The sequence below is a fragment of the Arthrobacter sp. P1_D12 genome (assembly GCF_056406175.1).
Genome location: NZ_JBFUAR010000001.1, coordinates 34,184 through 58,012 on the forward strand (window position 1 = coordinate 34,184; position 23,829 = coordinate 58,012).

The window sequence follows — 23,829 nt, forward strand, 5'->3', positions numbered from 1 at the left end:
GGGGCCAGGCCATTACGTCATGCCTTCTGGGAGCGGTGCGTCTGGATCGCGGTGTCAGTGCACTCGCTTTCGCCCCCGGATCATCTACGTTCGGTTACAGCCTGCTACTGCCCTTCCAGTCACCTGGCTGCACACGTTTGATGCTCGAGGAGTGCGCCCACCCCATGTGGTACTTCCCGGAAGAATCCAGCCACTCAATGAGACCGTACTTGCGCGTCCACCCCACAGCCTTGCCATAGATGCCCCCGACGTACACCAGTGGCCGGCCAAACTTCGGGAAATCTCGGAGAGGTGCAGCGTCGTCTATGGGTCGGCTTGCCTCAGCGTCCATTCGAGCCATCATGCGCTCAACATCGTCGGGGGAGCCAGACTTGATCACGGGACAAGCATAGAACATATGTTCGAATGCGGCTTGGGATTCCATCTGCTCGCACGTGCTGCTCGTCGCTCCAGCACGGCCCAAACGAGGCTGATCTGCTGCCAGGCTGCATCTCAAGGGGCAAGCAGAGCGTGGCCAGTACCTCAGGCCGCTTCAGCTAGCTCGCGGCGATTCCGGGTCTCCGCGGATCCCCGACTGTGTGAGTCCAGCCAATCACTCAGCAGCAACTGGACCCGAGTTACGGGCCAACCGTTCCGGAAAAGGGGGACGCCTCGGTTCTTCGATCCTGGGTGCGGACGGTACTTTAGAGACATTCTGGATTCGAGGACACAGGGAGGTGGTCGCGCTAGGAGCGGCCGGGTTGGCACGACCGAAAGACAATCGCGCTGGGGGAAGGATGCATGAGCCTTACGGATCATTTGAGGAACTTCGGATCTCCCGTCCGCGCGTATCTCGACGGCGTCTCGCCGATCCTGGCAGGCATACAGGGCAGGTCTAGTCGGGGCCAGTCACAGGCCCGGGCACTTGGGCTAGAGGGTCTGGCCCGAAGCAGGACGGTCGTGCCTCCGCCACTCGGTATCGACGCAGCCCGCTCGGGCACGGCGATCGACTTCCGTGCGCGTGTCGCGCTCGGGGGCTTTGACCCCCATGAATCTGCCGCGGCCCTCGGCGTCGCCGTCTTGCCCCTCTATGAGGACGAGATTGAGAATGGCTCCCACCGCGCGCAGGTCCTCGCTGAGGCGTTCGATGTAGCCGTTCGGATCGTCGATAGGCCTTCGGACGCAACTGAACTCGACCGTGCCGCACTCGTGCTTGCGCACTGCGACCAAGTCTACCGCCGAGGTGCCGCGACTCTGGAGGGATCCCTCGGTGAGGCCTTGGATTTGGCTGACAATGGGGTCTCGTTTGCTATGACCATCGACGAGCCTTCGCTCACCGATCTCCGGGTGCTCATGGAGGCCAACGCCGGTCAGCTCGACCTGTGGCGGGAGAGAAGCGCGGCGGGTGAGCGCTACGAATCGAACCCAGTCTTCGCCGGTTCCAATCTTGTTGGCGGCGCTGATGGCGACTGGCTAGTCGGGGACACGCTCATCGAGAGCAAGGCCTACGGGAAGCTCACCGTCCCGACGCTGAGAGACTTTCTCCGCCAGCTGCTGGGTTACGTCATGCTTGACCTCGACGACGCCCTCGGCATCCGCAGCGTGGGGCTCTGGCTTCCGCGACAGAGCCTGACGAGAGTCTGGAGCCTTGACTATCTCCTCGGCGGAGACGCGGACAAGTTGCTGCCGAAGCTGCGTGAGGGTTTTCGGGGAGCCGCTGGCGGGCAGCAGCTGGCTGTGCGCGAAACCGTGACGAGACGGCGCAAACACCAAATCCTTGCCGACAATAAGCACACCCCACGGCGCATGCTTGTCGGTTTGGCCCGAAGCGATGACGCCGACATCCGCTTCCGTGTCGGACGAAACGCCGCCACCCCCGAGAAAACAGTGCGGGAGCTCGCCAAGGACAGGTATGCCAAGGCCCGTGAGGGCGTGGCACGGAACGAGCGCACCCCGGTCGACGTGCTTGAGGTGCTCCTCCGAGACAGCAGCGTCGGCGTCAAGAGAGCGGCCGCAGCGAACCCCCGCACGCCGAAGGTGCCCGCGAGGGCCCTGGGCCGAGGCCGAACAGCAGCGACACAAGATGCCCTTGCGGCATCGGTGACCGAAAGCACCGCTGATCTCTACAACAAGGGAGATCACGCCGCAGTGGTGCTCAGGCATGACCGCGACGACGTGTCTCTGGATTCAGCTTGGTTCGCCGACTTCCTGATCCTCACGCGGGGCGGCATGTCTTGGGGGCCAGAACGCCGTATCCCCGTGCCGAAAGCGAGCCAGTACTGGGCCTGGAAAGCAGGCCGCTCGCTCGACGTTCCGAGCTGGCTTGGAACGGGCCTCCCCGACGCGGTCAATCACGACCTCATGCGTAAGGGTCGTCCGACGCGGGTGCGCCGAATCGTCGCCGATGGTTTGCCGGTCTCGGAGCCCGCGGTGCGTGACAGACTCATGGTGGACGCTGATCCCGAGATCCGATGGTCAGCACTCCGCCGCACGGCAGAAGCTCCCGCTGCCTCCCTCGGCGAGCTGCTCGGGAGACTCGCGAGTGATCGGGAGGAGCGCACCCGCTTCCGGACGGAAGGGGATGACCGACCAGACTGGGCGCGTGGCGGCACGCCTGCCGAGCGTGATGAAGACACCCTGCAGTTCGTCGCCTCCCACCCTTCGACGCCGCTCTGGGCCCTCAAGGACCTCATGCTTGCGAAGTCTCCCGTGGTCCTAGTCGCCCTCATGCAGAATCTGGCTCTGCCCGCGGAGGACCTGGATTCCCTTGTGCCGAAACTGCGGGTGATGCGGTCCTTTGAGCCCCGCGAGCGACTGGCCCACTCTGGTCGGGTCCCCGCAAGGGCAGCCGAAGTCCTCGTCGAGGACCGCGACGTTCGCGTGCGCACCACACTGGCGAAGAACGAGGCGGTGCCCGCAGAAGCCCTGGCCAAGCTGGCCAGTGACCCCGAGCCGTCCGTGCGCCTGGCTGTGCTCGCGAACCCGCGCACTCCCATCGAGCTGGCCGCCTCCATCGCCGAACCTCTGATCGCCTCAAGTGCGGACGAGGCGTTGTACAACGTCCTCAGAATGGTTGGCTGGCGCGACGATCTCGAACTTCCCATCGAAATGCTTGAAGGAGCGCTCGACAGGTTGTCAAAGAGCCGTGTGCGCCAGCCGGACATGCGGCTGGTCGCAGCGAGCGACGAGCACACCGGTGCGCGGACGTTGGCTCGTCTCGCCCGGAGCACCGACGAGCATGTCCGGCGCGCCGTCGCCGAGAACACTGGCGTCCCGTCCGAAACCTTGAAAGACCTTTCGGAGGATCCGGGCTCCTCGATCCGGGCCGCGGCAGCTTGCAACGAGGCGTTGGACCCCGGGCTCCTCCGGGCGCTTGCACGCGACGACGATCCCGAAGTACGGGCAAGCGCTGCGGGAAATGCTCGCCTCGATCCTGCGCTGCTCGGTGGACTGCTCTTCGACGATGACAGGTCCGTGGGGTTGGCCGCGTACGGGAACCCGGCCACAAGACCGGAGGACAAGGAGAATGTGGCTGCCGAATGGGATCGAGCGTGGAGAGAGGCAGCGCCGAGTCGGACTGATCTCGAAGCGATGGTCGCCAGCCGGAGAGCGCAGGTACGCATGCAGGTCGCTTTCGACCCGCGCACGCCGCCGGACATCCTTGTTCTCCTTGGCGGGGAGCGGCGCAGCGCCCAGGTGCGGCGAGCCGTCGCGGCGAACCCGAACACGCCATCGGCCGCCCTGGCCTCGCTCGCCGAAGACAACGACGACGAAGTGCGTCAGGCGGTCGCTTTCAACAGCGCGACCCCGCCCGAGGTGCTCATCAAGCTCGCGGGCAGCCGCATGGACCTCGCCCTCATCGTCGCACTCAACCCTGATGCGCCGATCGGAATCCTCAACGCCTTGGTTGGCGATCCGGACGCCTTGGTGAACTTCGTTGCCTCGGGCGTCCGTGCGGAACGCGAGCGATTACTTGAACATCCACATCCGGCCCAGGCCCTCGCCGAGGACCGTCGGTAAACTCAGGATCGGCTCATCCCGGTCCCTTGGAAAACCGATCTACACTTGGGCTGACAGCAGACGCCTCAGTTGGCCGCCCGTCAACCGGTGCCCATGCCAAGCAATCTCCGGCTCGGATGAAGTATGTGTCCGGCCAGGGCGCGCTGGGCGTCACCTGGGCTGGGTCCGGGGCGATGAGCAGAACGGCGCCGGGCCAAATCGGTTCTGACAGCGCCTCCATCCAAGCCGGCTGAACATGGTTGAAGCGGTTCCACATGATGGTGACCCATGAACCGGTGGGTTGTATTGCGTTAACGCTCAGGAGCGTCAATTCGGTCGTAGTCCCGCTTGCCAGCTTGGCATTGTCGAAAGACCTCCATCTTTCCGTTGCGTCGGCCAGCCATGTACGGCGGTGGTTGACCCGTGTCCACCAAAACCCACCTAACAGCAGCGCAGCTGCCACCAAGAGGCCGCCAACAATAACCTTGAATACGGAAGGGACTTCGGCCGCATCGAAAGACACCAGAAAGAGGACAACGGCTATCAGTACAACGGTGCTGGTCGATACCAGCCCAGCTGTAGCAACTTTCGGTTTCACCGTGGGGTTTAGGACCATAGTCTCGCCTCTTCCATCAGCTTAGAGCTGCCAGCCAGCCCTGGTAAGGACGACCTGCTGGGAAAGGGGCATATTCAATGAACTGGTTTCTCGCTGAGGTGCTATTGGACAATTGCGAGCGCCATCAATCATTACTTGGAGTTTTTCCCTCTGATCCCGCTGTTCCCACTCGTAGTCAGCGGGAGTCGCTCCCAGTGGCAGGGGTGAGTCCGAGATCCCCCACCTGTCCCTGAATAGGGCGACGTCACGAATCAGTTGGCCTGACGCACCGCTGCCAAGGGAAACCGCCAAGACGCGTTTCCACTCAGGGTCCTCTGTCAGGGCAGTCATGGCTACGGTGTCGGTCCTCTGCCGGATGCGTTGGCGGACCTGATCGACCATCTCCGCTAAGTCAGGACGAGGAGTAGCAAGACCCTCAAGCAAGGGGTCGATCGACATTGTCGGCATCCCATTCACGAACCGACGCAACCGCATGCTGAGGATAGACGCGTGGTCGTTCGCACCAGTTTTGTCTCGGAGAGTCTCCTCTAAGACGCGTTCAGCCCCCTGAAGGCTGACGGCCGTGGCCTTCCGCCACGCCGCGACGGCCGCGCCCCACGCAGGTGACTTTTCGAGTTCGAGTGACGAGCCGCCGTCGTGCTTGCTCAAGTATTCCGTGAGACTTTGAGCAGCGGCTATTTGCGCCAAATAGTCATACTCCGCGTAGAGGCGTTCGAGGGTGTCTGACTTTTTGCGCTCCGCGTCGCGTACTTCATGGGCGGTCCGCTCAGCACCTTCCGCAGCGAGTACTTCGCCTAAGATGCTCCGCCACGACGGCTGCAGCGAGGGGTCAAGGGCAGGGTGCTCAGAGTCATCACCTTCGCTGACGTAGGCAAAGTTGCCGGACCGGCCCCGGGTCATGCTGACATAGAGGAGCTCGCGGGTGAGCCGGCCCTGGGTAACCACAGTGTGACCGGTGTCGACGGTGACGCCCTGGGAGCGATGTGCGGTGGTTGCATAGCCCAGCTCAACGTGCGACTCGAGGTACGTCCGGGGGAGTATGATCCTCGCTCCTGTTTGCCGCCGAACCGCTTGAAGTGAGGCGTCCCGCTTGCTGACACTTTCGACCTCGAACAGTGTTCCATTCCGGACGAAGTCACCGTTGCTGTCGACGAGCCTGCGGTCGTTTCCGCGGGCGATGATGGTGTCGCCGGAACCGGCGTATAGGCCATCGTTGAGCAGAACGCTCAGTTCGGGATCCACCTCGCCCTTGGCCACGAGGTCGGCTTGGGCGCGTTCGTTGAGCATGCCGACGGTGTCATTGTCGGCCGCGATAAGGATGGATGACTTGCCCGCGAGCGTATCGGCCTGCCACGCTAGGTACGCCCGGTGGACCATGTCCAAGTAGGTGCCGTGGCTGATCCGTCGATGCTTCTCATAGTCCAGAATCGCTGAGTAGTCTCCCCTCCGTAGCTTGAGGGATGATGCGCCCTCCCACTTCTCGTGAAATCTCCAGATGCTGCTGAGTCGGGTGGTCATTTCTTGCCGGTCCAGCCAGCCGAGAAAACCGCCGGCGTCGATTGCGTCCAGCTGGCCTGGGTCACCCACCAAGAGGATCTTCGCATGGGCCTCGCGGGCCTGCTGGACCAGGGCGGCGAGTTGGAACGTGGAAACCATGGAAGCTTCGTCGATAATTACGAGCTGATCCGGGTGAAAGCACCATCGCTGTTGAACGGCGGCGAGCCGGGCAGCTTCCTGCGCGAGTGCGATGCTCCGGCGGTCGTCGGTATGAGCCTTCGCCAGACGAGTCTGAACGTCGAAGAAGCGCCCAGCCCGTGAACTTGCCCCTGGGCCCACCGACTCGTGCAGCCACTTTGCGACGTTCTCTGTGGCCATGGAGAGTCCGCGGCCCAACACGTCCGCGCTTGCCGCCGCCGGGGCAAGCCCGAGCACGCTACCGGCACCGTGTTCCGCTTCCCATATCGCCTTGACGGCGCCGAGGGTCGTTGTCTTTCCCGCGCCGGCTGGGCCCACGATCGCGTCGAGGCCGTTGCCGCTGAGGAGGACGCTGGCGACGGCGGCACGCTGATCGGAGTGCAGTTCCGGCTTCTCCGGCTGTCGGATTCGGTCAAGCGAATCCATGATGACATCCGCGCGCACGACTGGGCCGCCGTCGTCGTTTCTTGCCGCCATGATGGCATCCTCGCAGGCGAGCGTTGACGTATCGGTGTAGAGGCGGGATCCGTGGAAGTCGAAGACGCTGCTTTGCCTGATGCGGACGTCCGGCGCGGCGTCTGGTGGGGCGGTGTAGCGGTACTCGTTGAGCGCCACGGACTGATGTTCGGCGGCCGTGGCGACGGCATCCATTAGTGCATTCCGGTCGGAAGCGGAGCGGCAACGGATCTGGGCGCAGACCCTTTCCGCTTCGGCGAGGAGGTTCCAGCGGTTCCAGGTTGAGCGCTTGGCGGCGACCCGTTCACGGGCAAGGGTTGCGACGGCGCCAATCCAATCGGGCGTGAGGTCCACGACCGAAAAGGCGGAAATCCGGGAGCGGTTGATCGTGGCGGCGAGGACGTCAGTTGGGTGGTAACCTCTGGCGATCGCTCGTGCCCGCCATTGGTCTGAGAGTTCACGCAGAGGCGCGGGGAGTTCGGCCTTTGGAACACGGGTAGCCAAAGTCGCGTGCTGACGAAGCTTGATGGTCGTTGCTGCGGTCGGAGGGTGACCGTGTTCCGTCTTCCATTCCGCCACGAGGCGGTCTGTTTCCACGTTGATGAGACGGGACCGGTTAGAAAACTCACGGATCAGTTCTTCGTCTATGCCGGTGAGTTGCTGGCTCGGATTGCGGGTGCTGGTGACGGGGATTCGGATATTGGTGTCGCTTCCGAGTTGTCGGTGGAGGGCGTCGAAGAGGAGTCCGTTGTAATGCTCGCTGGCGGCGACGGCGGCCTTGTATAGGGTGCGGGAGTCGAGCGTGACCCAAGCCCCGTCGGTGATGCGCTGGATGCGGTTGGCGATAACCACATGCGTGTGCAGCTGGGGGTCGCCAAGACGTGATTCCCAGTGGTCGAAGGCGGCGGCGATTGCACCCATCGCGCCTAGGTGGGCGACGCCGTTCCGTCCGGCGCGCGTGTGGACGACGTTCTCTTCGAGCCATGTAAGGGTCTCTGCGACGACGTCGTGATGGGTTCGCAGGATTCGGTCTTGGGTGCTTCGGGGGCTGAGTGCCCACAGGATGGACACCGATTTTGGCACACTGAAGGTCAGGTCGAAGCCGACGACGGCGTGCCTCACGGTCGATGGGCCGGTCTTGTTGTCGACGGCGGTGGGTTGGCTGTGCGGGCGACCCAGCGGCCCGCCCGTGTCGGGGTGAACTGCTAAGTCGAAGACTGCTTTCGCGTCAGTTTCGGAGACGGGTTCAGCGGCGGTTCTGTTGATTCCGCTGAGTCCACTGCCGATCCAGCGGCCTTCCGGTGTGCCGGCTTTCATGTAGTAGGTGGTGGCGTCCGGGGGAGAGGAGGCGAGGTCGTTCATCATCGTCGTCTTGAACAGGTAGCGCAGGCCGGATTGTGCCGAGAGCCGTGCGATGGACATTGTCATAGCCGCGGTGCTCCAGTTTGGCGCTTCGATGGATGCCACCCACGACGACGGAAAATTTCCAGGGTTGCTTGATCGAGCGCCACGCCCTTTGCCTGGGCAATGGAGACCAGCCAGGCAGAGACGTGCGCCAGATCCCGAACGTTGGTCCTTTGCGCGCGTTTGAGGCGAGAGACCTCTGACTGGAGGAGGTTGTTACTCATTCTTTGTTCCGAGTTCTCCGCTTCGAGACGATCGATCTCGCAGGCTTGAGAACGGAGCTTGGACTGGAGTACTTCGCGGTGCCGCTGGCATGATCTCGTTTTCGACTCCAGCTGTCGCTTGGTTGCTTCCAGTTGGGCTTTCAGGTCAGTGGCCAGCGAGTCCGCTTTGGGTGTTAGGGCAGGGCGGTGGCGAGTCCGACGTCGACGATCCCGCTGCCTGTTGCCACAGCGCGTCGAACAGAAGCGATGTGTCCTGCGGGACGACTCGAAGCCTTCGGTGCACTCTTCGCATTTCTTGACAGTCACGTGTGTTCATCTGTGCTGGGCCGGCTATCGACATGACCCGACGTGGGCAACACTCACGCTGATGGCCTTGGATGCCAGAGGTGTGAGCAGTTGATTAGTGATGGACAGGATAGGGAGCAACGAGACTTAATGCCACTGCTCTCTTCTTTGGAGCGTGCGGACGGTTCAAGTCTCCTAGGGGGAGGCGGAGTGCTGATTAGTGCAACAGCTTGTTGCACGATTGCTGGTGCTATGAGGGCCGGCACAGCTGTTGCAGGGCGAGCTTCCATCCCGTAAGGGAGTCTCAAACTGTCCAGATGGCGTCTGGACAGTTTGAGGTTCTTCCTGTTTCGGTGCTCGGCGGAGTCCGCGTGCGACGTAGACCGTGACCTGCGTTTGGTGGACGGTTTTAGAGAATCTGTTTAGAGAGCAGCGGGCATTCAGGGCGGATATTTGACCACCAGGCTTTATGGACGGCGCGCGACCAAGGTGTCGTGTCCTCTCGTTCACCTTCGCACGATCTAATCGCGGAACTCCCGAGTTGTGCCGCATGGCACTTCATGGTCGACTCGAACGGTGTACTTGCCGTAATCGCGTTGTATGACCAGGATTCCCTGCCTGCGTTCAAGAGCGGTGGGAATGAGCCTGCTGATGGCACCGTTAAGCTTCTCGTCTCTGCTTTGGGGCTCCTCCAAAGTGATGACTTCAAGGGAAACAGGAAGCGCCGGGCTTCGGAACAGGCCGCTGCCCGTTAGCGAGAAGGCAGCGCTGGCTTCCCGCTCATGCAACTTGTAGGACACATGTCCTCCTTTACTAGGTCGACCGGCGAGTACGGTCGTAATTGCCGTTGATGTGGTTTCCTGCCGGAGCACCCCCTGATTGCAGTCCTCTCGTCTGGAAAAGCGGAAGCTTCCACCCGACTGCATATGAGGTCGAGTCCTGGGTCTCGTGCTGCAAGGAATTCAAGGACCGGCCGAGGACGTCAGATTGGGGTGGCCCCACTCACCCAGCCACTGACTGTTTCACACTTATAGTGGAGTCCGATCCAGGGTGACGCGATCAGCTCATAGTCGGGGGAGTCCTCCAGAGGTTCTTCTTTTCTGGATTCACTCGTTGTTTCATCCACTGTCTTTGCCTTCCCGGTGACGAGCCGCGCATAAGTTAGTGCCTAGCCGACTGTGCCTGGTCGAAGGAATGAAAGGCGCGCTATACATCTGACAGGGTGCTCACCGCGCAGACTGCACCTTCGGCGCTGCGCGCCTCGCCACCGTTTTCCAGACCATTCGGCCCCGGGACGATGGAGAATGTCTGAGGCTTGGTCATCGGGGAGGCAAGCCGGTAACCGAAGGTCTTCCCGACCAGGTCGATCCCTTCGCGGCGCATGTGTTCACCCATCATCAGAGCCAGGAGGGGCCCGTGGATGACGAGGCCATCGTAGCCCTCGTTCAGGCACCAGTCGCGGTCGTAGTGGATCCTGTGTGCGTTGTACGTCAACGCGGAGAACCGGAACAAAAGTCGTTCATCGACTGCTTGCCTCAACACTCGGCCCGCGGGCGGGGCCGGCGGGGTCGGGGGTTGGGGCAGGGAGCCGGTTCCTGAAGCGCGGTAGACGATGTCCTGTTCTTCACGGATCAGGAGCTCGTGGGCTTGGAAGATGTCATGGCGAACGGTAGTGAACGTCAGCGGTCCGGTCCGGCCGACCTTCTCGACTGACTCAGCCACGGAAATGACTTTTCTCGCCGGCGCACCAATCTTGAGCTGCCCGAAGGTCGAAACCCGACCACCGGCGAACATTCTGCGCCGGTCAGGTCCTGGAGGTGCCGGAATACCGACTGTGGGGTGCCCGTCCGGCCCGAGCTCACTCTCACGGCTGCGCTCCAAAAGGTAGAGCCAATGCCAGAGCGGAGGGACGGTAGCGCCGACATCGAAGGGTATGTCGATGTTTATGGCTGCAGCGAGGGATTCCACCGGTTCCGCAGCGACGTACTCCGAGCGTTCGATGCGGTCGTCGGTCAAGGTATTTGGTGTCATTTTTGGGTCTCTATCTTGGTCGCGTAGGTGGTAGCGCTGAGTGCCGCGATGAGGTTGTCGATGGTGGGTGAAGAATCAAGATTTTCCACTGCGTCGATGAGCTTCGCGGTCGTCTCTTCGCCGTAGGGGCGAAGGAGAGCACGTGCCTTGGCGACAACCTCGGCGTGCGTCATGGGGTTCTTTTCGGAGCCCTTGGCGTCCGTCGGATTCCCGGCCGGGAGAGTGATCTTTTCGCCGTCGATCAGCTCGAAATCAAGGCGAGGGCCGTCCTCGAGCTGGATCGATTCGTCGAGCACCATCGAGATCTTGGCGAAGATCTCCTGGATCCGGGGCTCTGCGATGCGGGGCGGGTCGAATTGCTCCAGCCCGACAGAACGGTTCTCCAGCGCCACGCTGATGGCGTAGGGCAGGCTGAACTGGGCATCGAACACTGTCTCGATGGGATCGACGTTGAGCATGTTGATCGCTGTCTCCCCGGCGGTCACTGTGATGGAGCGGATGTTGGCGGGCCGCAGATCACGTTCAGCGATCAGTTTCATCACTGCATCAACCGCTGAGTGGCTGCCTCGGCAACATGCGTAGGGCTTCAAATAGGACGTGGAGACATTGAAGGTCTCGCCAAGACGGCCAAGGACTCGTTCGGGGAAACCGTGGCCGTCCCCGTAGGTGGCATAGATTCCACCCCATGGTGCCTCGAAGATCCGATGGGGTCCGGTGACACCCGCCCTGGCGAGAAGGGCAGCGTCAATACCTGATTCTCCCGCTTTGCCCGGGTGCACACGCTTGGTCCAGGCGCCGTCCTCGATGAAGGCCCAGACCCCTCCTGTGAACGATCCGGCGATGCCAAGGGCATCGGCAAAGGTGGTCGTGTCAAGCTGGAAGATCTTGGCGCAGGCGGCCGCCGCGGCGAAGGTGCCGAAGGTACCGGTGGAATGCCAACCGCGGTCGGTGTGGGCAGCGAAACCGCCGATGCCCTGCAAGAGCCGATAGCTGATGTCGTATCCGGCGCAGGCGGCAACGATCAGTTCCTTGCCGCTGGAGCCACTGAGTTCTGCGGCAGCGATCGCGGCCGGCAGGGTGGCCGAGCCTGCATGTCCCGGGCCGCCACCGTCGTCGAAGTCCCGGGCGTGGGCCGAGGTTCCGTTGGCGAGTGCTGCGTGTGCGGGGTTCAGGCGTTCGGAGGTTCCCCAGACGAGGCTTGGGCCGCCGTTCGAGATGCCGGTGACGGCTTTACGGACGCGGCGTGACTCCTCTGAGGGGATGCCGGCCATGGCGACGGCGAGTGTGTCGAGGATGTGGTCTTTGATCCCGGAGACCACATCGGGTGGGAGGTCCTCGTAGCTGGTCTTGGACCAGTATTCGGCGAGCCGTTCGGTGAGGGACTGCTGCCGTTCAGATGTGAGTGACATGGAGTACCTTAGCCTCGGGGGCCCAGGTCGACGGTGAGCTGCTTGATCGTCCACCGCCCGGCGGTCTGGCTTATGGCGGATTCGGAGTCGACGACGCGGGCCTGAGGGTAGTGGCGGACGAGGTGCCCGACTACTTCTTCGATCTCCACCTTGGCGAGTCCTTGTCCAAGGCAGTTGTGTGGGCCCGTGCTAAACGTGAGTGGCTGGTTCCGCTCGCGGCCCAGGACGAATTCACCGGGGTTCTCGAACCTCTCCGGGTCGCGGTTGGCGGACCATACGGCTACATGCATGTCAGTTCCGGCGGGGATGGTGATGCCTCCGACCTCGATGTCTTCCATGGCAATCTTGCTCACAACACCGGTTCGCGGATAAAGGCGAAGCGCTTCGATGACTGCGGTCGGGATCCAGGTGGGGTCGGCGACGATCTGCTCCCAGACTTCTCTGTTGCGCAGCAAATTCCACACCACCAGGCCGATCTGGTGACCCGTATTTACCGAACTCGCTTCGAGCATCGAGGTTGCTTCGTCGAAGAGTTCCTGCTCGGTGAGCTTGCCGTTGTCGGCGAGCGTCATCAGGTGGGAGAGCATATCGTCGCCGAGACCGTGGGCGCGCTTGCGTTCCATCAGATCCCCCAGATATTCGAACAGTTCGTCGTAGGCGGCGAGGATGTCGGGCTTCAGGCTGCGATCCCTGGCCAGCAGGGCCAGGGTTCGCTCGGAAAGTTCCTGCACTTTGGGGGCGTCGGTTCGCGGAGCACCGGCGAGATGGCAGTAGACCAGCGACGGGATGCGGCGATCTACGCCTGCGTGGAAGTCCACTGGCTTCGTGTCGTCGAGTTCCCCTACGATGCGGGTCACAATATCAGTGAGCATTTCACGGGTGTTCTGCACTGTCGCGGGGCCCATGAATCGGGCAAGCGGGGTGCGCAGGCGCAGCTGTTGCGCTCCGTCCTGCATGATGATGCTGCGAGCTCGAAAACCATGTACGGCACCATCGTTGATGCCGAACTCTTCCATCAGTCGCAGCGCAGAGTTCGCGAACCGTGGATTGCGCAGTACATCGGTGGCCAGTTGGTAGGACAGGACCGCGTAACCTTCGGGACCGGAGGCGATACCTCCGTCTGGAAGCGCGCCACCGGGGTGATCGGTCGCGTTTGGGGCGAAGAGTTCGAATGTGGGCACGGTATTCGTCATGATCGCGAGATCGCTCCCATCGGGCAGCAGAGGATGACTTCTTCGAGGTCGTCCTCGCGCTCATCCTCGACCTCGGAACGCAGCTGTTCGAGCGTGCCGTCCTGGTCGATCCGGAACACGTCGGGCATCAATGCAGCGCAGGTGCCGTTGGCATCGCAACGTTGCAGGTCCACGTTGAGTTTGATCATGGGAAAGTCGCCCTTCGTCAGGATTATCAGGCCGAGCAGCCCTTACTTCTGAGAAGGGACGCGATCGGCCGTGTCGTTCATGGTCTACCTTGCGGGCGCATGAGACATTTCACAAATACCAATATCGGGCCCTACCCATCTATTTCAGATATGCCATAGGTCACAGCCACTGTTATGGCGAGGCAGGTACGTGTGGGTCGACCGGGATCTGATCGTCGAAAAACAGTGCCGCGAACCGCTCGGCGACTGGAGTCACGACTCCTTCCCTTCGCCTCACGATTGCAATTGGCACGTTCGGCCACCCCCCGGTTACCGGGATTTGGGCGACGTCGGGGTGGAGCCGGGCCATCTCTAAACTGGAAAGAGATACGCCCACCCCAGCACCGACCAACTGCGCCGCAGTCATGACCGTGGGCACCGGAATAACCCCTGTCGGATTCGCCCCCGTCGACGCGAACTTGTCGGACCAGATCCGCCACAGGATGCGTACCCCCGGGATTCGGGCGGGCAGGATCCAGGTAGCGTCGGCCAGCGTCGCCACATCGAGTGGCGTGGTCTCATCGAGCCCCCAGGACTTGGGTGCGATAAGAGTCAGTGGAAGCTCGTCAACAATCTTCACGTCGAAATGCACCCCGTTGATAGGTTGGAGCGGCTCCTCGGCCACGACCGGCATGATCGCCAAGTCCAGGGTGCCGTCGGCGAGCCGGTCCAACTGCACCTTGGGATTGGCGTCGGTCAGATCCAGCGTCACGTTGCGGTAAATCGAGAGGAATTCAGAGATCTTGGTGCTGCCGATCCGCCACAGGCACATCGGTTCACACCCCAACTTGAGTTCGCCAGCGAGCCCTTGGCCCATGGATCGCAGCGTGTCCGCGATTCTGCGCTCCTCGGCGAGCAGGCGCTGACCGGCGTGGTGAAGGTACTCGCCGGCGGACGTTAGTTCGATGCCGCGGGGCTTGCGCTCGAACAATGTCACTCCGACCTCCTTCTCGAGTTTGGCCATCGCCATGCTCAACGGCGGCTGCGAGATGCGCAGGGCGTGGGACGCCTCGGTGATAGAGCCGTTCTCAGCAACGGCGATGAAATAGCGAACATTCCGAAGATCCATGCATTTAGCATATGGGAACCGCTACAAATTGGTATTTGATGTATGACTCGATCTGGGTGACGGTTGATGTGAGGGCGGCCACGCTCAACTTTCTAAGCACGTCCACAACGGAGGCAACATGACATACCAGCAGCAGGTGATCGTGGCCGGAGCCGGTCCTACGGGTCTGCTCAATGCGCTGGGCCTGGCACAGCAGGGACTCGACGTCACCGTCGTCGAACGCGCATCGGAGCCACAGGACGCCCCCCGGGCCATCCTCTACCACTGGTCCACTCTGGACGGGCTTGAACGGCTCGGCCTTTTCGAAGACGCTACCCAAGCCGGTTTCCTCAAGCAGGACTATGCCCATTACGTCCGGGACACGGGAGAAACCATCAACTACGGCCTGCAGGCGCTGGAGGGCCGCGTCACTCACCCCTATAACCTCCACCTGGGCCAGGATGCGTTGGCCAAGATCATCTTGCGCCACCTCGAGCAGTTCCCGAATGTGCGAGTGCTCTGGGGACACAAGGTCACCGGGGTCACGCAGGACCGCGAAGTGGTCACCGTCACCGCGGAACACGAGGGAAATCCCGTGAAGTTGCGCGCTCCGTGGCTTATCGCAGCCGATGGTGCAAGCTCCGCTGTCAGGAACGCCCTGGATCTTCCGTTCGAGGGATTCACGTGGCCCGAGCGGTTCGTTGCCGCCAACATCCGGTTCCCTGACGACCGTAGGGGCTGGGCCCAGACCACGTTCTATGTCGACGACGTCTTCGGGGCGATCATCGTAAAAATCGACAACTCGGGTCCGCACGGCCTGTGGCGCTACACATACATGGAAGACGCCGTCCTGCCCGAAGAAGGGGTCGTCGAACGGCTCCCGCGCTTCCTGGAGCAGATCTTCGGCCCCGAGGTGGCCGCGGGCACGACGCTGGACGCCATTGCCCCCTACCGCATGCATCAGCGCAGCGCTCCCACGTACCGCGTCGGCCGAGTCCTGCTGGCCGGCGACGCCGCTCACGCCACGAATCCCACGGGCGGCTTCGGACTGACCATGGGTCTGTTCGACTCCTATGTTCTCAACGAGGCCCTGGGCGCCGTGATCTCCGGGCAGGCGGACGATTCCGTCCTCGATGCGTACGCGGATTTGCGCCGCACCGCCTTCATAACAAAAGCCAGTCCCCGCGCCACGGCCAACAAACAGTTGATCTTTCACTCGTCGGATCCGGTCCGCAGGGACAAGGACCTGGAGGTGTTCCGGCGCATGAGCGCCGATCCTGAGCTCGCCGCGGAGGTCCTCTACTTCACTAAAACGCTGGAGACGCCCTCGCTGATGCGGGTCTAAGACTTTCTTCCAGCATCACCGAAACAGCCAGCCATCCGGCATCATCACGTCAGGAGTCTTTACATGCTTCCTCTGAGCGGCATCACCGTCGTCTCGCTCGAACAAGCAGTCGCCGCGCCGTTCGCAACGCGCCAACTTGCCGATCTGGGCGCTCGGGTCATCAAGATCGAGCGGCCCGGTCCGGGCGACTTTGCCCGCGGATACGACGAAACCGTCAAGGGCATGGCAAGCCACTTTGTCTGGTTGAACCGGTCTAAAGAATCGGTGGCACTGGATTTGAAGAGCCCGGAGGGCAATCATGCCGTTCACGAGTTGGTGCGCAGCGCGGATGTGTTCGTGCAGAACCTGGCTCCCGGTGCGGCAGAGCGTCTTGGGCTCGGCGCTGAAGCTCTGCGTGGCGAGCGTCCTGAGCTGATTCACGTCTCGATCTCCGGTTATGGCGCCGACGGCCCGTATTCATCGAAGAAGGCCTACGACCTGCTTGTGCAGTGCGAAGCCGGCCTGGTTTCCATCACCGGCACCGACGCAACCCCCTCCAAGGTCGGTATTTCGATTGCGGATATTGCCTCTGGCATGTACGCATACTCAGGCATCCTCACTGCCCTGATCCAACGCCAGCAGACCGGGGAGGGAGCCACCATCGAGTTATCCATGCTCGAGGCGCTGGGGGAGTGGATGGGCTTCCCGATGAACTATGCCGTGTACGGTGGGGCCGCGCCGAAACGCACAGGCGCCTCGCACGCTGCCATCGCCCCCTACGGTCCCTTCACTTGCGGCGACTCGAAGCAGGTCTTCTTAGGCATCCAAAACGAACGTGAGTGGGCTACTTTCTGCGATCGGGTCCTCGGCCGTCGAGAAGTGGCCGAGGACGAACGCTTCGTCCGCAATTCCCTGCGTGTTGAGCACTCCATGGACCTTACCTCGGTGATCGAGCAGGCCCTTGCCCGGCACACTGCAGATGAGGTCGTGGACTTGCTCGAGGACGCCGGCATCGCCAACGCCTTGCTACGCGACATGCAGGGGTTTGCGGACCACCCCCAGCTGGCGGCACGCAACAGATGGCGGGAATATGATTCACCAGCCGGACCCTTGCGGGCACTGATTCCGCCGGCGACCTTCGTGGGGCAGGAACCGGTAATGAACCGTGTCCCCGACGTGGGAGAGGACACTGAGCGGGTTTTGACCGAGTTCGGGGTGCTGGAAACCACATGAGACCGCTAAGCATTCAGGATCCTGTGGTCACACTCCAAAGCGCTCGTTCGTTTCTCTTCGTTCCGGGAGACCGGCCCGAGAGGTTCTCGAAGGCCGTGGCCTCCGGGACCGATGTGGTCGTCCTCGACCTGGAAGACGCTGTCAGCGCAGAGAACAAAGACGCGGCACTGCAAGCGGTCACTGCCTGGCTGTCAGGAACGGGTCATGCTCTGGTACGGATCGGACGGGACGAGGACCTCGAGGCTTTGACGGGGCTTCCCGGTCTTCTCGGAGTGATGGTCCCGAAGGCCGAGAACCCAGATGCTCTGTTAAGGATTTCCGAGGCGGTGGAGCGGCCCGTGATCGCGCTGATCGAATCGGCTTCCGGCGTCCTGGCGGCCAATTCTTTGGCAAGTGTCCCCGGAGTGGCCCGGTTGGCGTTTGGAGAGCTCGACCTGGCTGCGGACATCGCGGCCCAGCCGAACCAGCGCGCAATGCTGATGGCTCGATCGCTGTTGGTCCTTGCCTCCCGCTCGCAGGGCCTCCCCGGTCCGCTGGACGGCGTGACCTCAAAACTCGACGACGACTCTTTGCTAAACGATGACCTGCACGCCGCTCTCGAGTTGGGGATGTCCGGGAAGCTGCTCATACATCCGCGTCAGGTCGCCGTGACACACAGCGCTTTCCGTCCCAGCGATGACGAGATCACGTGGGCACGGCGCGTCGTGGAGTCCACCAAGGGGGGAGAAGCTGTGGTCAAAGTCGACGGGCAAATGGTCGATGCCCCCGTGCTGCTTCGTGCACAAGCCATTCTCGCGCGCCGGCCTGAATGCGTAAGCACGATCCCGACAAGCAGCTCTGCCGGCGCACCGTGACCTGCCGTTAACGGCATGCATGCAATCAAAAACCTCGACGGTAGATCGAGAAAAAACGCCGTGAAGTTCACGGCCAAGGAGGACAGATGAGTAGGCACGTGAACGAGCGACCGGTCGCCGTGATCACCGGCGGTGGGGGTGGTCTTGGCAACGACATCGCGGATCATCTCGCGGATGACGGATTCGACCTTGCACTGCTTGATGTCTCCAAGGCGGCACTGGAAACCGCAGTGGACCGGCTTGGTGCCAGGTTCCCCGGTCTCAAGGTCCTTACCATAGCTGGGAACCTGTCCGACGAATCCATCGTCAACAAAGCATTCAATCGTATCGAAGACGAGTTCGGGCGAATCGATGCGCTCGTCAGCGCAGCTGGAGGCAGCGGCACCGCAATAGTGCGCGATCTATCCGAACTCAGCGGGGAAATCTGGCGCTCCGTGGTGGAAAGCAACCTGACCAGCACGTTCCTGTGCGCCCAGCACGCCGTTCCGATCATGTTGAAGCGCGGCTATGGGCGCATCGTAAACTTCTCTTCCCTCGTCGCCGACGGCCTCGATGGCCCTTCCGGAACCGTGGGGGCCCGTCTGGCTTACGCTGCCTCCAAGGGAGGCATCGTCAGCCTCACCAAGCAGCTCGGCAAGGACCTCGGCAGTACCGGAATCACCGTCAACGCCATCGCCCCGGGCCTCGTCCTCCCGACCACGGGCCGGGTTCGCGACTCGTTCGAATCCATGGGTGAGGAAGACAGAGCCGCCACCGCCGCCGCCATCCCCGTGGGCAGACCCGGAACCGGACACGAGATTGCCGCAGCCGTTGCCTACCTCGTCTCCGAGGCGGCCGCATTCACCTCCGGCACGGTGCTGCACGTCGACGGCGCCGCATCCTGACCACCACCCACCAATCGAAACGAGAATCCCCGTGACACACCCCCAGCTAGTTATGCTTCCGGCCCTGGGTGCCGATTCCCGCCTGTGGCAGCCGGTCATTGACGAACTCGGCGCCGAGTTCGACTGCACGGTCATTCGCGGTGAAGGGAAGACAATTGAGGCAATGGCAGACCATGTTCTGTCCAAAGCACCCAAGGAATTCATCCTCGTCGGGATCTCGATGGGCGGGTACCTCTCCCTTGAAATCGCACTGCGGAACAAGGGTAGAGTGAAGGCGCTGGCGTTGTTCAACACCTCGGCCGTCGCCGCGCCTGAGGACCGCCGACAAAACTCGATCGACCTAATCTCCCTCGTCGAATCCGGCGCCTTCCAGAGGGCAATCGATCGCACGACTCCGGTCGTATCACGGGGCATTCCCGAGATCCAGCGCCTCGCGGCAGCGATGACCAAAGAACTCGGCCCGCGGGTGTTCGTCGACCAGCAGCGCGCCGTCCTTGGCCGTTCGGACCGACGTGCGGAACTGAACACCATCACATGCCCCACCCTCGTAGTGGGCAGCAACGAGGACACCATCACCCCGCCGAAGCTGAGCGAAGACCTGGCACACCGGCTCCCTAATGCGCGGCTTGTCCTTATCAAGGGCAGTGGGCACTTCACCCCGCTGGAACAGCCGGCCGAGGCCGCGGCTGCGCTGGCTGATTTCATTCGCGCTCTAACAGAAGATGCAGCTCAGAATGATCAAAAGATTGCGATCACATGAGTTTTCGTCACTGGTCAGGCCTGGTACTGGGCGGCCAGCACAACACCGGAGAACATCCGGGACGGCTGCGGCACCGCCTGGCGGATCCCGATCCAGAAGGGCCGGTCGCCGCTGATCGACCCCGGGTTACCCGTCATCCAAGCGTTTGCGGGGGACGCTGGGGCGGCCCGCCTTTTCCCAGCTCCGGCCTTCCACCCCGGATCCTGACGCACCTACAAAAGCCGACCTAAGGAAACGTCCACCATGACCACAGACCTGGGGCCTGAATCGCTCACCGCCGCTGTCGTCGGCAGCTTCAAAAACACGCCCGACCAACGGCTGAAAGCCGTGCTGGAAAGCCTCACCCACCACCTTCACGAGTTCGTCCGCGAAGTGGCCCCGAGCATACAGGAGTGGGAAGCAGCTATCGACTTCCTCACCGCCACCGGGCAGAAGTGCGACGACGTACGGCAGGAATTCATCCTGCTCTCCGATGTGCTCGGAGTCTCGATGCTGGTCGAGACGATCAACGACGAAGAAACCCCGGACGCAACAGATTCAACAGTCCTCGGCCCCTTTCACATGGTTCAGTCACCGGAACGGGTCCTGGGCGAAAACATCTCTGCCGAGAGCGAGGGCGACGTGTGCGTCGTCCGAGGAAGCATCACTTCGGTCACCGGGGAACCAGTGCCCGGCGCCAGGATCGATGTCTGGCAGGCCAACACCAAAGGCTTCTACGACGTCCAACAGCCCGGCATCCAAACCATCGGCAACGGGCGGGGTCTGTTCACAGCCGACGAACACGGCGAGTTCTACTTCCGCAGCGTCATCCCCAGCTACTACCCGATCCCAACCGACGGACCCGTGGGCGACCTTTTGCGCGCCACCGAGAGGCGCCCCTACCGCCCTGCCCACATCCACTTCATCGTCGCCGCACCCGACTACATGAAATTGACCACGCACATCTTCGTCGGCGGCAGCGAATACATCGACTCGGACGCAGTGTTTGCGGTAAAGGAAAGCCTCATCAAGCCCTTCACCACCAACGCGGATCCCGAAGCGGCCGCGGCCCTCGGAGTGGCGGCGCCCTTCGTCGAAGGCGTCATCGACATCGTCCTGCACCCCGAAGCCCGTCCCCACGAAGATAGCAATGAGACCGTCAAGGAGATCGTCCGATGAAGGACTTCCAGTACCAGGCCCTGCCGATGCGCGTCACCTTCGGAACCGGCTCGCTCAAGTCACTGCCCGACGAAGTCCGCCGCCTCGGCCTGCGGCGTGTACTGGTCCTCTCCACCTCCTTCCAGGAGGACCTGGCCCGGGAAGTCTCAGATCAGCTCGGGGAGCTCAGCGCCGGCGTGCACCCCGAAGCCCAGATGCACGTTCCGGTCGAATCTGCCCACCGCGCACGCGATGTCGCCAAGGCCGCCGGGGCCGACGGGTACGTCGCTGTGGGCGGCGGCTCCACGACCGGACTGGGCAAGGCCATCGCACTGGAGTTCGGGGCCCCCATCATCGCGGTACCCACCACCTACGCCGGTTCCGAAATGACTCCCATCTGGGGCCTCACCGCCGAGGGAGAGAAAAAGACCGGCCGCGATCCCAAGGTGCTGCCCACAAGCGTCATCTACGACCCCGAACTGACCCTGACCCTGCCCGTGGGCATGTCCGTCACCAGCGGATTCAACGCCATCGCCCACGCCGTCGAGGCGCTGTATGCGCCCGACGGATCCCCCATCATCTCCCTCATGGCAGAGGAAGGCACCCGCGCCCTGGTCAAGGCGCTGCCGAAGATCGCAGAGAACCCGGCCGACATTGAGGCCCGCTCGGACGCCCTCTACGGGGCCTGGCTCTGCGGAGCCACCCTGGGAGCCACAACCATGTCCCTCCACCACAAGCTCTGCCACACCCTCGGCGGAACCTTCAACCTGCCGCACGCCGAAACGCATACCGTCGTTCTGCCCTACGCACTGGCGTACAACTCCGCACACGCGCCGGAGGCCATCGCCGCGCTGCAACGCGCCACAGGAGCGCAGGAACCCGCCAGCTACCTTCGCCAGCTGAGCCTGGACCTCGGAGCGCCAGCGTCCCTGCGCGAACTCGGGCTCACCGACATCGACGTTGAGACGGTCGTCGAACAGGCCACCCGCAACCCCTACGCTAACCCGCGCGCGGTCACCGGCGACGGCATCCGCGCCCTCCTCACCGCCGCGCTCAACGGCGAAACCGTCTAACAACCGACCGAGAGCCGCCCGAACGGGAAAGGGCCAGCTGGGGGTCCTCGGCCCTCGGCAGCAGAGCCGCCGGGATGGGGCACACGTGACATCGGGCTCCGATACCGGGGTGGTCCGACAGGTGCTCAGGAGCCCGACCCGCAGTTCGTCTCACGAGGACGTCGCCTGCCGCCTCCGGGCGACGGGACTCAGCATGGCCGTTGTTCCACGCGAGTCGGCCCCCGCGAACTCTCAAGCACTGTCACCCCCTCATGCTCACCGGACAGGTCCGCGAGAGTACAAGGAACCGCGAACAGCCATACATAAAATAGATGGGAAGGGCGCAATATTGGTATTTGTGAAATGTCTCATATGGTCGCAAGGTGGAGAGGAAACACCGACATGGTCGTCGCATTCCTTCTCAGAAGTAAGGGCTGCTCGGCCTGATAATCCAGACGAAGGGCGACTTTCCCATGATCAAACTCAACGTGGACCTGCAACGTTGCGATGCCAACGGCACCTGCGCTGCTTTGATGCCCGACGTGTTCCGGATCGACCAGGACGGCACGCTCGAACAGCTGCGTTCCGAGGTCGAGGATGAGCGCGAGGACGACCTCGAAGAAGTCATCCTCTGCTGCCCGATGGGAGCGATCTCGCGATCATGACGAACACCCACTCTCAACTCTCAGAATCCAGTTAGGAAGTACGGCTATGCCCCAGACCGCTACCGACGTTGTCATCATAGGTGGATCCACGGCAGCACTGCGTGCTGCCGAAACCGTTACTCGGCAGGCCCCGGAACTGGACGTCACCATCATCAGTGAGGAGGCTCACCTGCCCTATGAGCTGCCGCCGTTGTCAAAGATTCCCTTGAAGGATCACGTCGATATCGAGTCTCTCGTCTACCCGGTCGCTCGTGAACTGCGAGAGAAGGGCGTCCATTACCGTCTCGGGGAGCGTGCCACGGCCATCGATCCGGCGCGCCGGGTCGTCACCACTGATACCGGCCAGGTCAGGTACCGGGCCGCTATCATCACGACCGGTTGCGAACCGATCGTGCCTCCGATGTTCCGAGGCCAGCAGGACGTGTACGTATTGCGCCGGTTCGACGACTCGGTGGCGCTGCGCCAAGCCGTCGAAGATCGTCAGCGCTCCGTGGCCATCGTCGGCGCCGGCTTCATCGGTGGCGAATTCGCTTCGACGTTGATCAGCGACGGTCGCAAGGTCTCGCTAATCGACCTGTCTGTGCACCCCTTGATTCGTTTCGGTGAAGAGGTCTCCGGCGTTTACGAAGAGCTCCACCGTTACAAGGGAGTCGCAACGTTTTTCGGCGTGGGAGCGACTGGGACGATCGAGCGAGATGGCAGCCGATTCTTGCAGCTCAGCGACGGCCGCGAGGTCGCAGCCGATGTGATTGTCGTGGGAGTCGGGGTGCGGCCAGCCGTTTCCTGGCTGGGTTCCTCGGGAATCCCGCTGGATAACGGCATCGTCGCCGATGAGTATCTCCATACCGTTGAGGGCGTGTTCGCTGCGGGCGACGCCGTCTGCTGGCCCAACGCCCGATTCAACGCCACCATGCGTATCGAGCACTGGACCACCGCCGCGGAGCAGGGGCGTGGAGCCGGACTGAATGCCGTGAAGTACCTCAAGGATGAGCCGCTCGTTCCCTTCGTGAACGTGCCCTTCTTCTGGTCGGATCAGCACGGTCAAAGAGTCCAGTGGGCCGGTCATCAGCTGGGAGGGGAGCAAGTGGTATTCAACCGGAACGAGGGCGGCGAGCTATTTCTCTTCCGCAAGGGTGATCTCGTCACCGGTGTCCTGGCCTTCGAACGGCGCCAGGAGTTTGTGCAATTGCGCGCGAAGCTCCGCCAACCCCTCGCATGGGACGTCGCCCTCGGTATTGCTTCGGGATTCGAGTCCACGGCCCGAGAGGTGCCAGTGCCGTGACTGTCCAAAGACGCCGCTATGTTTCCTGCCCTTGCGGCTCCCTCCTGGAAGGCGCCGATGATGACGAGCTCG

19 protein-coding genes are annotated in these 23,829 nt (G+C 62.6%); 10 read left to right on the forward strand and 9 right to left on the reverse strand.

Annotation, left to right across the window (positions count from 1 at the left end; genetic code table 11):
• Window positions 1-909 precede the first annotated feature (909 nt).
• Window positions 910-1,200 carry a hypothetical protein gene (locus AC1DZV_RS00180; protein WP_476952646.1) on the reverse strand — a complete coding sequence of 97 codons (291 nt, stop codon included), beginning with the start codon at window positions 1,198-1,200 and terminating at the stop codon, window positions 910-912.
• Between the two features lie 90 nt (window positions 1,201-1,290).
• Between AC1DZV_RS00180 and AC1DZV_RS00185 the strand changes: the two genes are divergently transcribed.
• Window positions 1,291-3,999, forward strand: coding sequence for a hypothetical protein (locus tag AC1DZV_RS00185; protein WP_476952647.1), 2,709 nt, complete (start codon window positions 1,291-1,293; stop codon window positions 3,997-3,999).
• A 616-nt stretch (window positions 4,000-4,615) separates the two neighbouring features.
• Here AC1DZV_RS00185 and mobF read toward each other — a convergent pair.
• From mobF to AC1DZV_RS00220, 7 genes are all read right to left on the reverse strand, one after another.
• Window positions 4,616-8,173: a MobF family relaxase gene (gene mobF, locus AC1DZV_RS00190; protein ID WP_476952648.1), complete on the reverse strand. Its 3,558-nt coding sequence runs from the start codon at window positions 8,171-8,173 to the stop codon at window positions 4,616-4,618.
• 1,006 nt (window positions 8,174-9,179) lie between these two features.
• Complete coding sequence (locus AC1DZV_RS00195; RefSeq protein WP_476952649.1) at window positions 9,180-9,458, reverse strand: hypothetical protein; 279 nt, start codon at window positions 9,456-9,458, stop codon at window positions 9,180-9,182.
• A gap of 406 nt (window positions 9,459-9,864) precedes the next feature.
• Window positions 9,865-10,689, reverse strand: a complete 825-nt coding sequence (locus tag AC1DZV_RS00200; protein ID WP_476952650.1) for an HTD2 family dehydratase — start codon at window positions 10,687-10,689, stop codon at window positions 9,865-9,867.
• Entirely contained in the window at window positions 10,686-12,098 is a 1,413-nt protein-coding gene (locus AC1DZV_RS00205) for an MmgE/PrpD family protein (protein WP_476952651.1), read from the reverse strand. The genes AC1DZV_RS00200 and AC1DZV_RS00205 overlap by 4 nt, the downstream gene beginning before the upstream one ends.
• 8 nt (window positions 12,099-12,106) lie before the next feature.
• Complete coding sequence (locus tag AC1DZV_RS00210; protein WP_476952652.1) at window positions 12,107-13,291, reverse strand: cytochrome P450; 1,185 nt, start codon at window positions 13,289-13,291, stop codon at window positions 12,107-12,109.
• Window positions 13,288-13,479 (reverse strand): ferredoxin, encoded by a 192-nt coding sequence (locus AC1DZV_RS00215; protein WP_476869418.1) that lies wholly within the window; start codon window positions 13,477-13,479, stop codon window positions 13,288-13,290. The genes AC1DZV_RS00210 and AC1DZV_RS00215 overlap by 4 nt, the downstream gene beginning before the upstream one ends.
• Window positions 13,480-13,651: 172 nt before the next feature.
• A complete protein-coding gene (locus AC1DZV_RS00220) occupies window positions 13,652-14,587 on the reverse strand; it encodes a LysR family transcriptional regulator (RefSeq protein ID WP_476945594.1) in 936 nt (311 codons plus the stop codon).
• Between the two features lie 118 nt (window positions 14,588-14,705).
• Here AC1DZV_RS00220 and AC1DZV_RS00225 point away from each other — a divergent pair, with 118 nt between their 5' ends.
• The 5 genes from AC1DZV_RS00225 (at window position 14,706) to AC1DZV_RS00245 (ending at window position 19,621) form a co-directional block, all read left to right on the forward strand.
• Window positions 14,706-15,911 (forward strand): FAD-dependent oxidoreductase, encoded by a 1,206-nt coding sequence (locus AC1DZV_RS00225; RefSeq protein ID WP_476869420.1) that lies wholly within the window; start codon window positions 14,706-14,708, stop codon window positions 15,909-15,911.
• A gap of 63 nt (window positions 15,912-15,974) precedes the next feature.
• On the forward strand, window positions 15,975-17,123 hold the full coding sequence (locus AC1DZV_RS00230; protein WP_476952653.1) for a CaiB/BaiF CoA transferase family protein: 1,149 nt from the start codon (window positions 15,975-15,977) through the stop codon (window positions 17,121-17,123).
• Window positions 17,120-17,977 carry an HpcH/HpaI aldolase/citrate lyase family protein gene (locus AC1DZV_RS00235; protein WP_476952654.1) on the forward strand — a complete coding sequence of 286 codons (858 nt, stop codon included), beginning with the start codon at window positions 17,120-17,122 and terminating at the stop codon, window positions 17,975-17,977. The genes AC1DZV_RS00230 and AC1DZV_RS00235 overlap by 4 nt, the downstream gene beginning before the upstream one ends.
• 86 nt (window positions 17,978-18,063) lie before the next feature.
• Complete coding sequence (locus tag AC1DZV_RS00240) at window positions 18,064-18,861, forward strand: SDR family oxidoreductase (protein WP_476869423.1); 798 nt, start codon at window positions 18,064-18,066, stop codon at window positions 18,859-18,861.
• Between the two features lie 31 nt (window positions 18,862-18,892).
• Entirely contained in the window at window positions 18,893-19,621 is a 729-nt protein-coding gene (locus tag AC1DZV_RS00245) for an alpha/beta fold hydrolase (protein ID WP_476952655.1), read from the forward strand.
• 14 nt (window positions 19,622-19,635) lie between these two features.
• Here the strand turns inward: AC1DZV_RS00245 and AC1DZV_RS00250 are convergent, their stop codons facing one another.
• Window positions 19,636-19,758, reverse strand: coding sequence for a hypothetical protein (locus tag AC1DZV_RS00250; RefSeq protein ID WP_476869425.1), 123 nt, complete (start codon window positions 19,756-19,758; stop codon window positions 19,636-19,638).
• Between the two features lie 106 nt (window positions 19,759-19,864).
• On the opposite strand from AC1DZV_RS00250, the gene AC1DZV_RS00255 reads away from it, so the two are divergent.
• From AC1DZV_RS00255 to AC1DZV_RS00270, 4 genes are all read left to right on the forward strand, one after another.
• Window positions 19,865-20,779: a dioxygenase family protein gene (locus AC1DZV_RS00255; protein ID WP_476869426.1), complete on the forward strand. Its 915-nt coding sequence runs from the start codon at window positions 19,865-19,867 to the stop codon at window positions 20,777-20,779.
• Window positions 20,776-21,831, forward strand: a complete 1,056-nt coding sequence (locus AC1DZV_RS00260; RefSeq protein ID WP_476945599.1) for a maleylacetate reductase — start codon at window positions 20,776-20,778, stop codon at window positions 21,829-21,831. The genes AC1DZV_RS00255 and AC1DZV_RS00260 overlap by 4 nt, the downstream gene beginning before the upstream one ends.
• A 452-nt stretch (window positions 21,832-22,283) precedes the next feature.
• On the forward strand, window positions 22,284-22,475 hold the full coding sequence (locus tag AC1DZV_RS00265) for a ferredoxin (RefSeq protein ID WP_476869418.1): 192 nt from the start codon (window positions 22,284-22,286) through the stop codon (window positions 22,473-22,475).
• A gap of 46 nt (window positions 22,476-22,521) precedes the next feature.
• Window positions 22,522-23,757: an NAD(P)/FAD-dependent oxidoreductase gene (locus AC1DZV_RS00270; RefSeq protein WP_476952656.1), complete on the forward strand. Its 1,236-nt coding sequence runs from the start codon at window positions 22,522-22,524 to the stop codon at window positions 23,755-23,757.
• The last annotated feature ends 72 nt before the right edge of the window (window positions 23,758-23,829 follow it).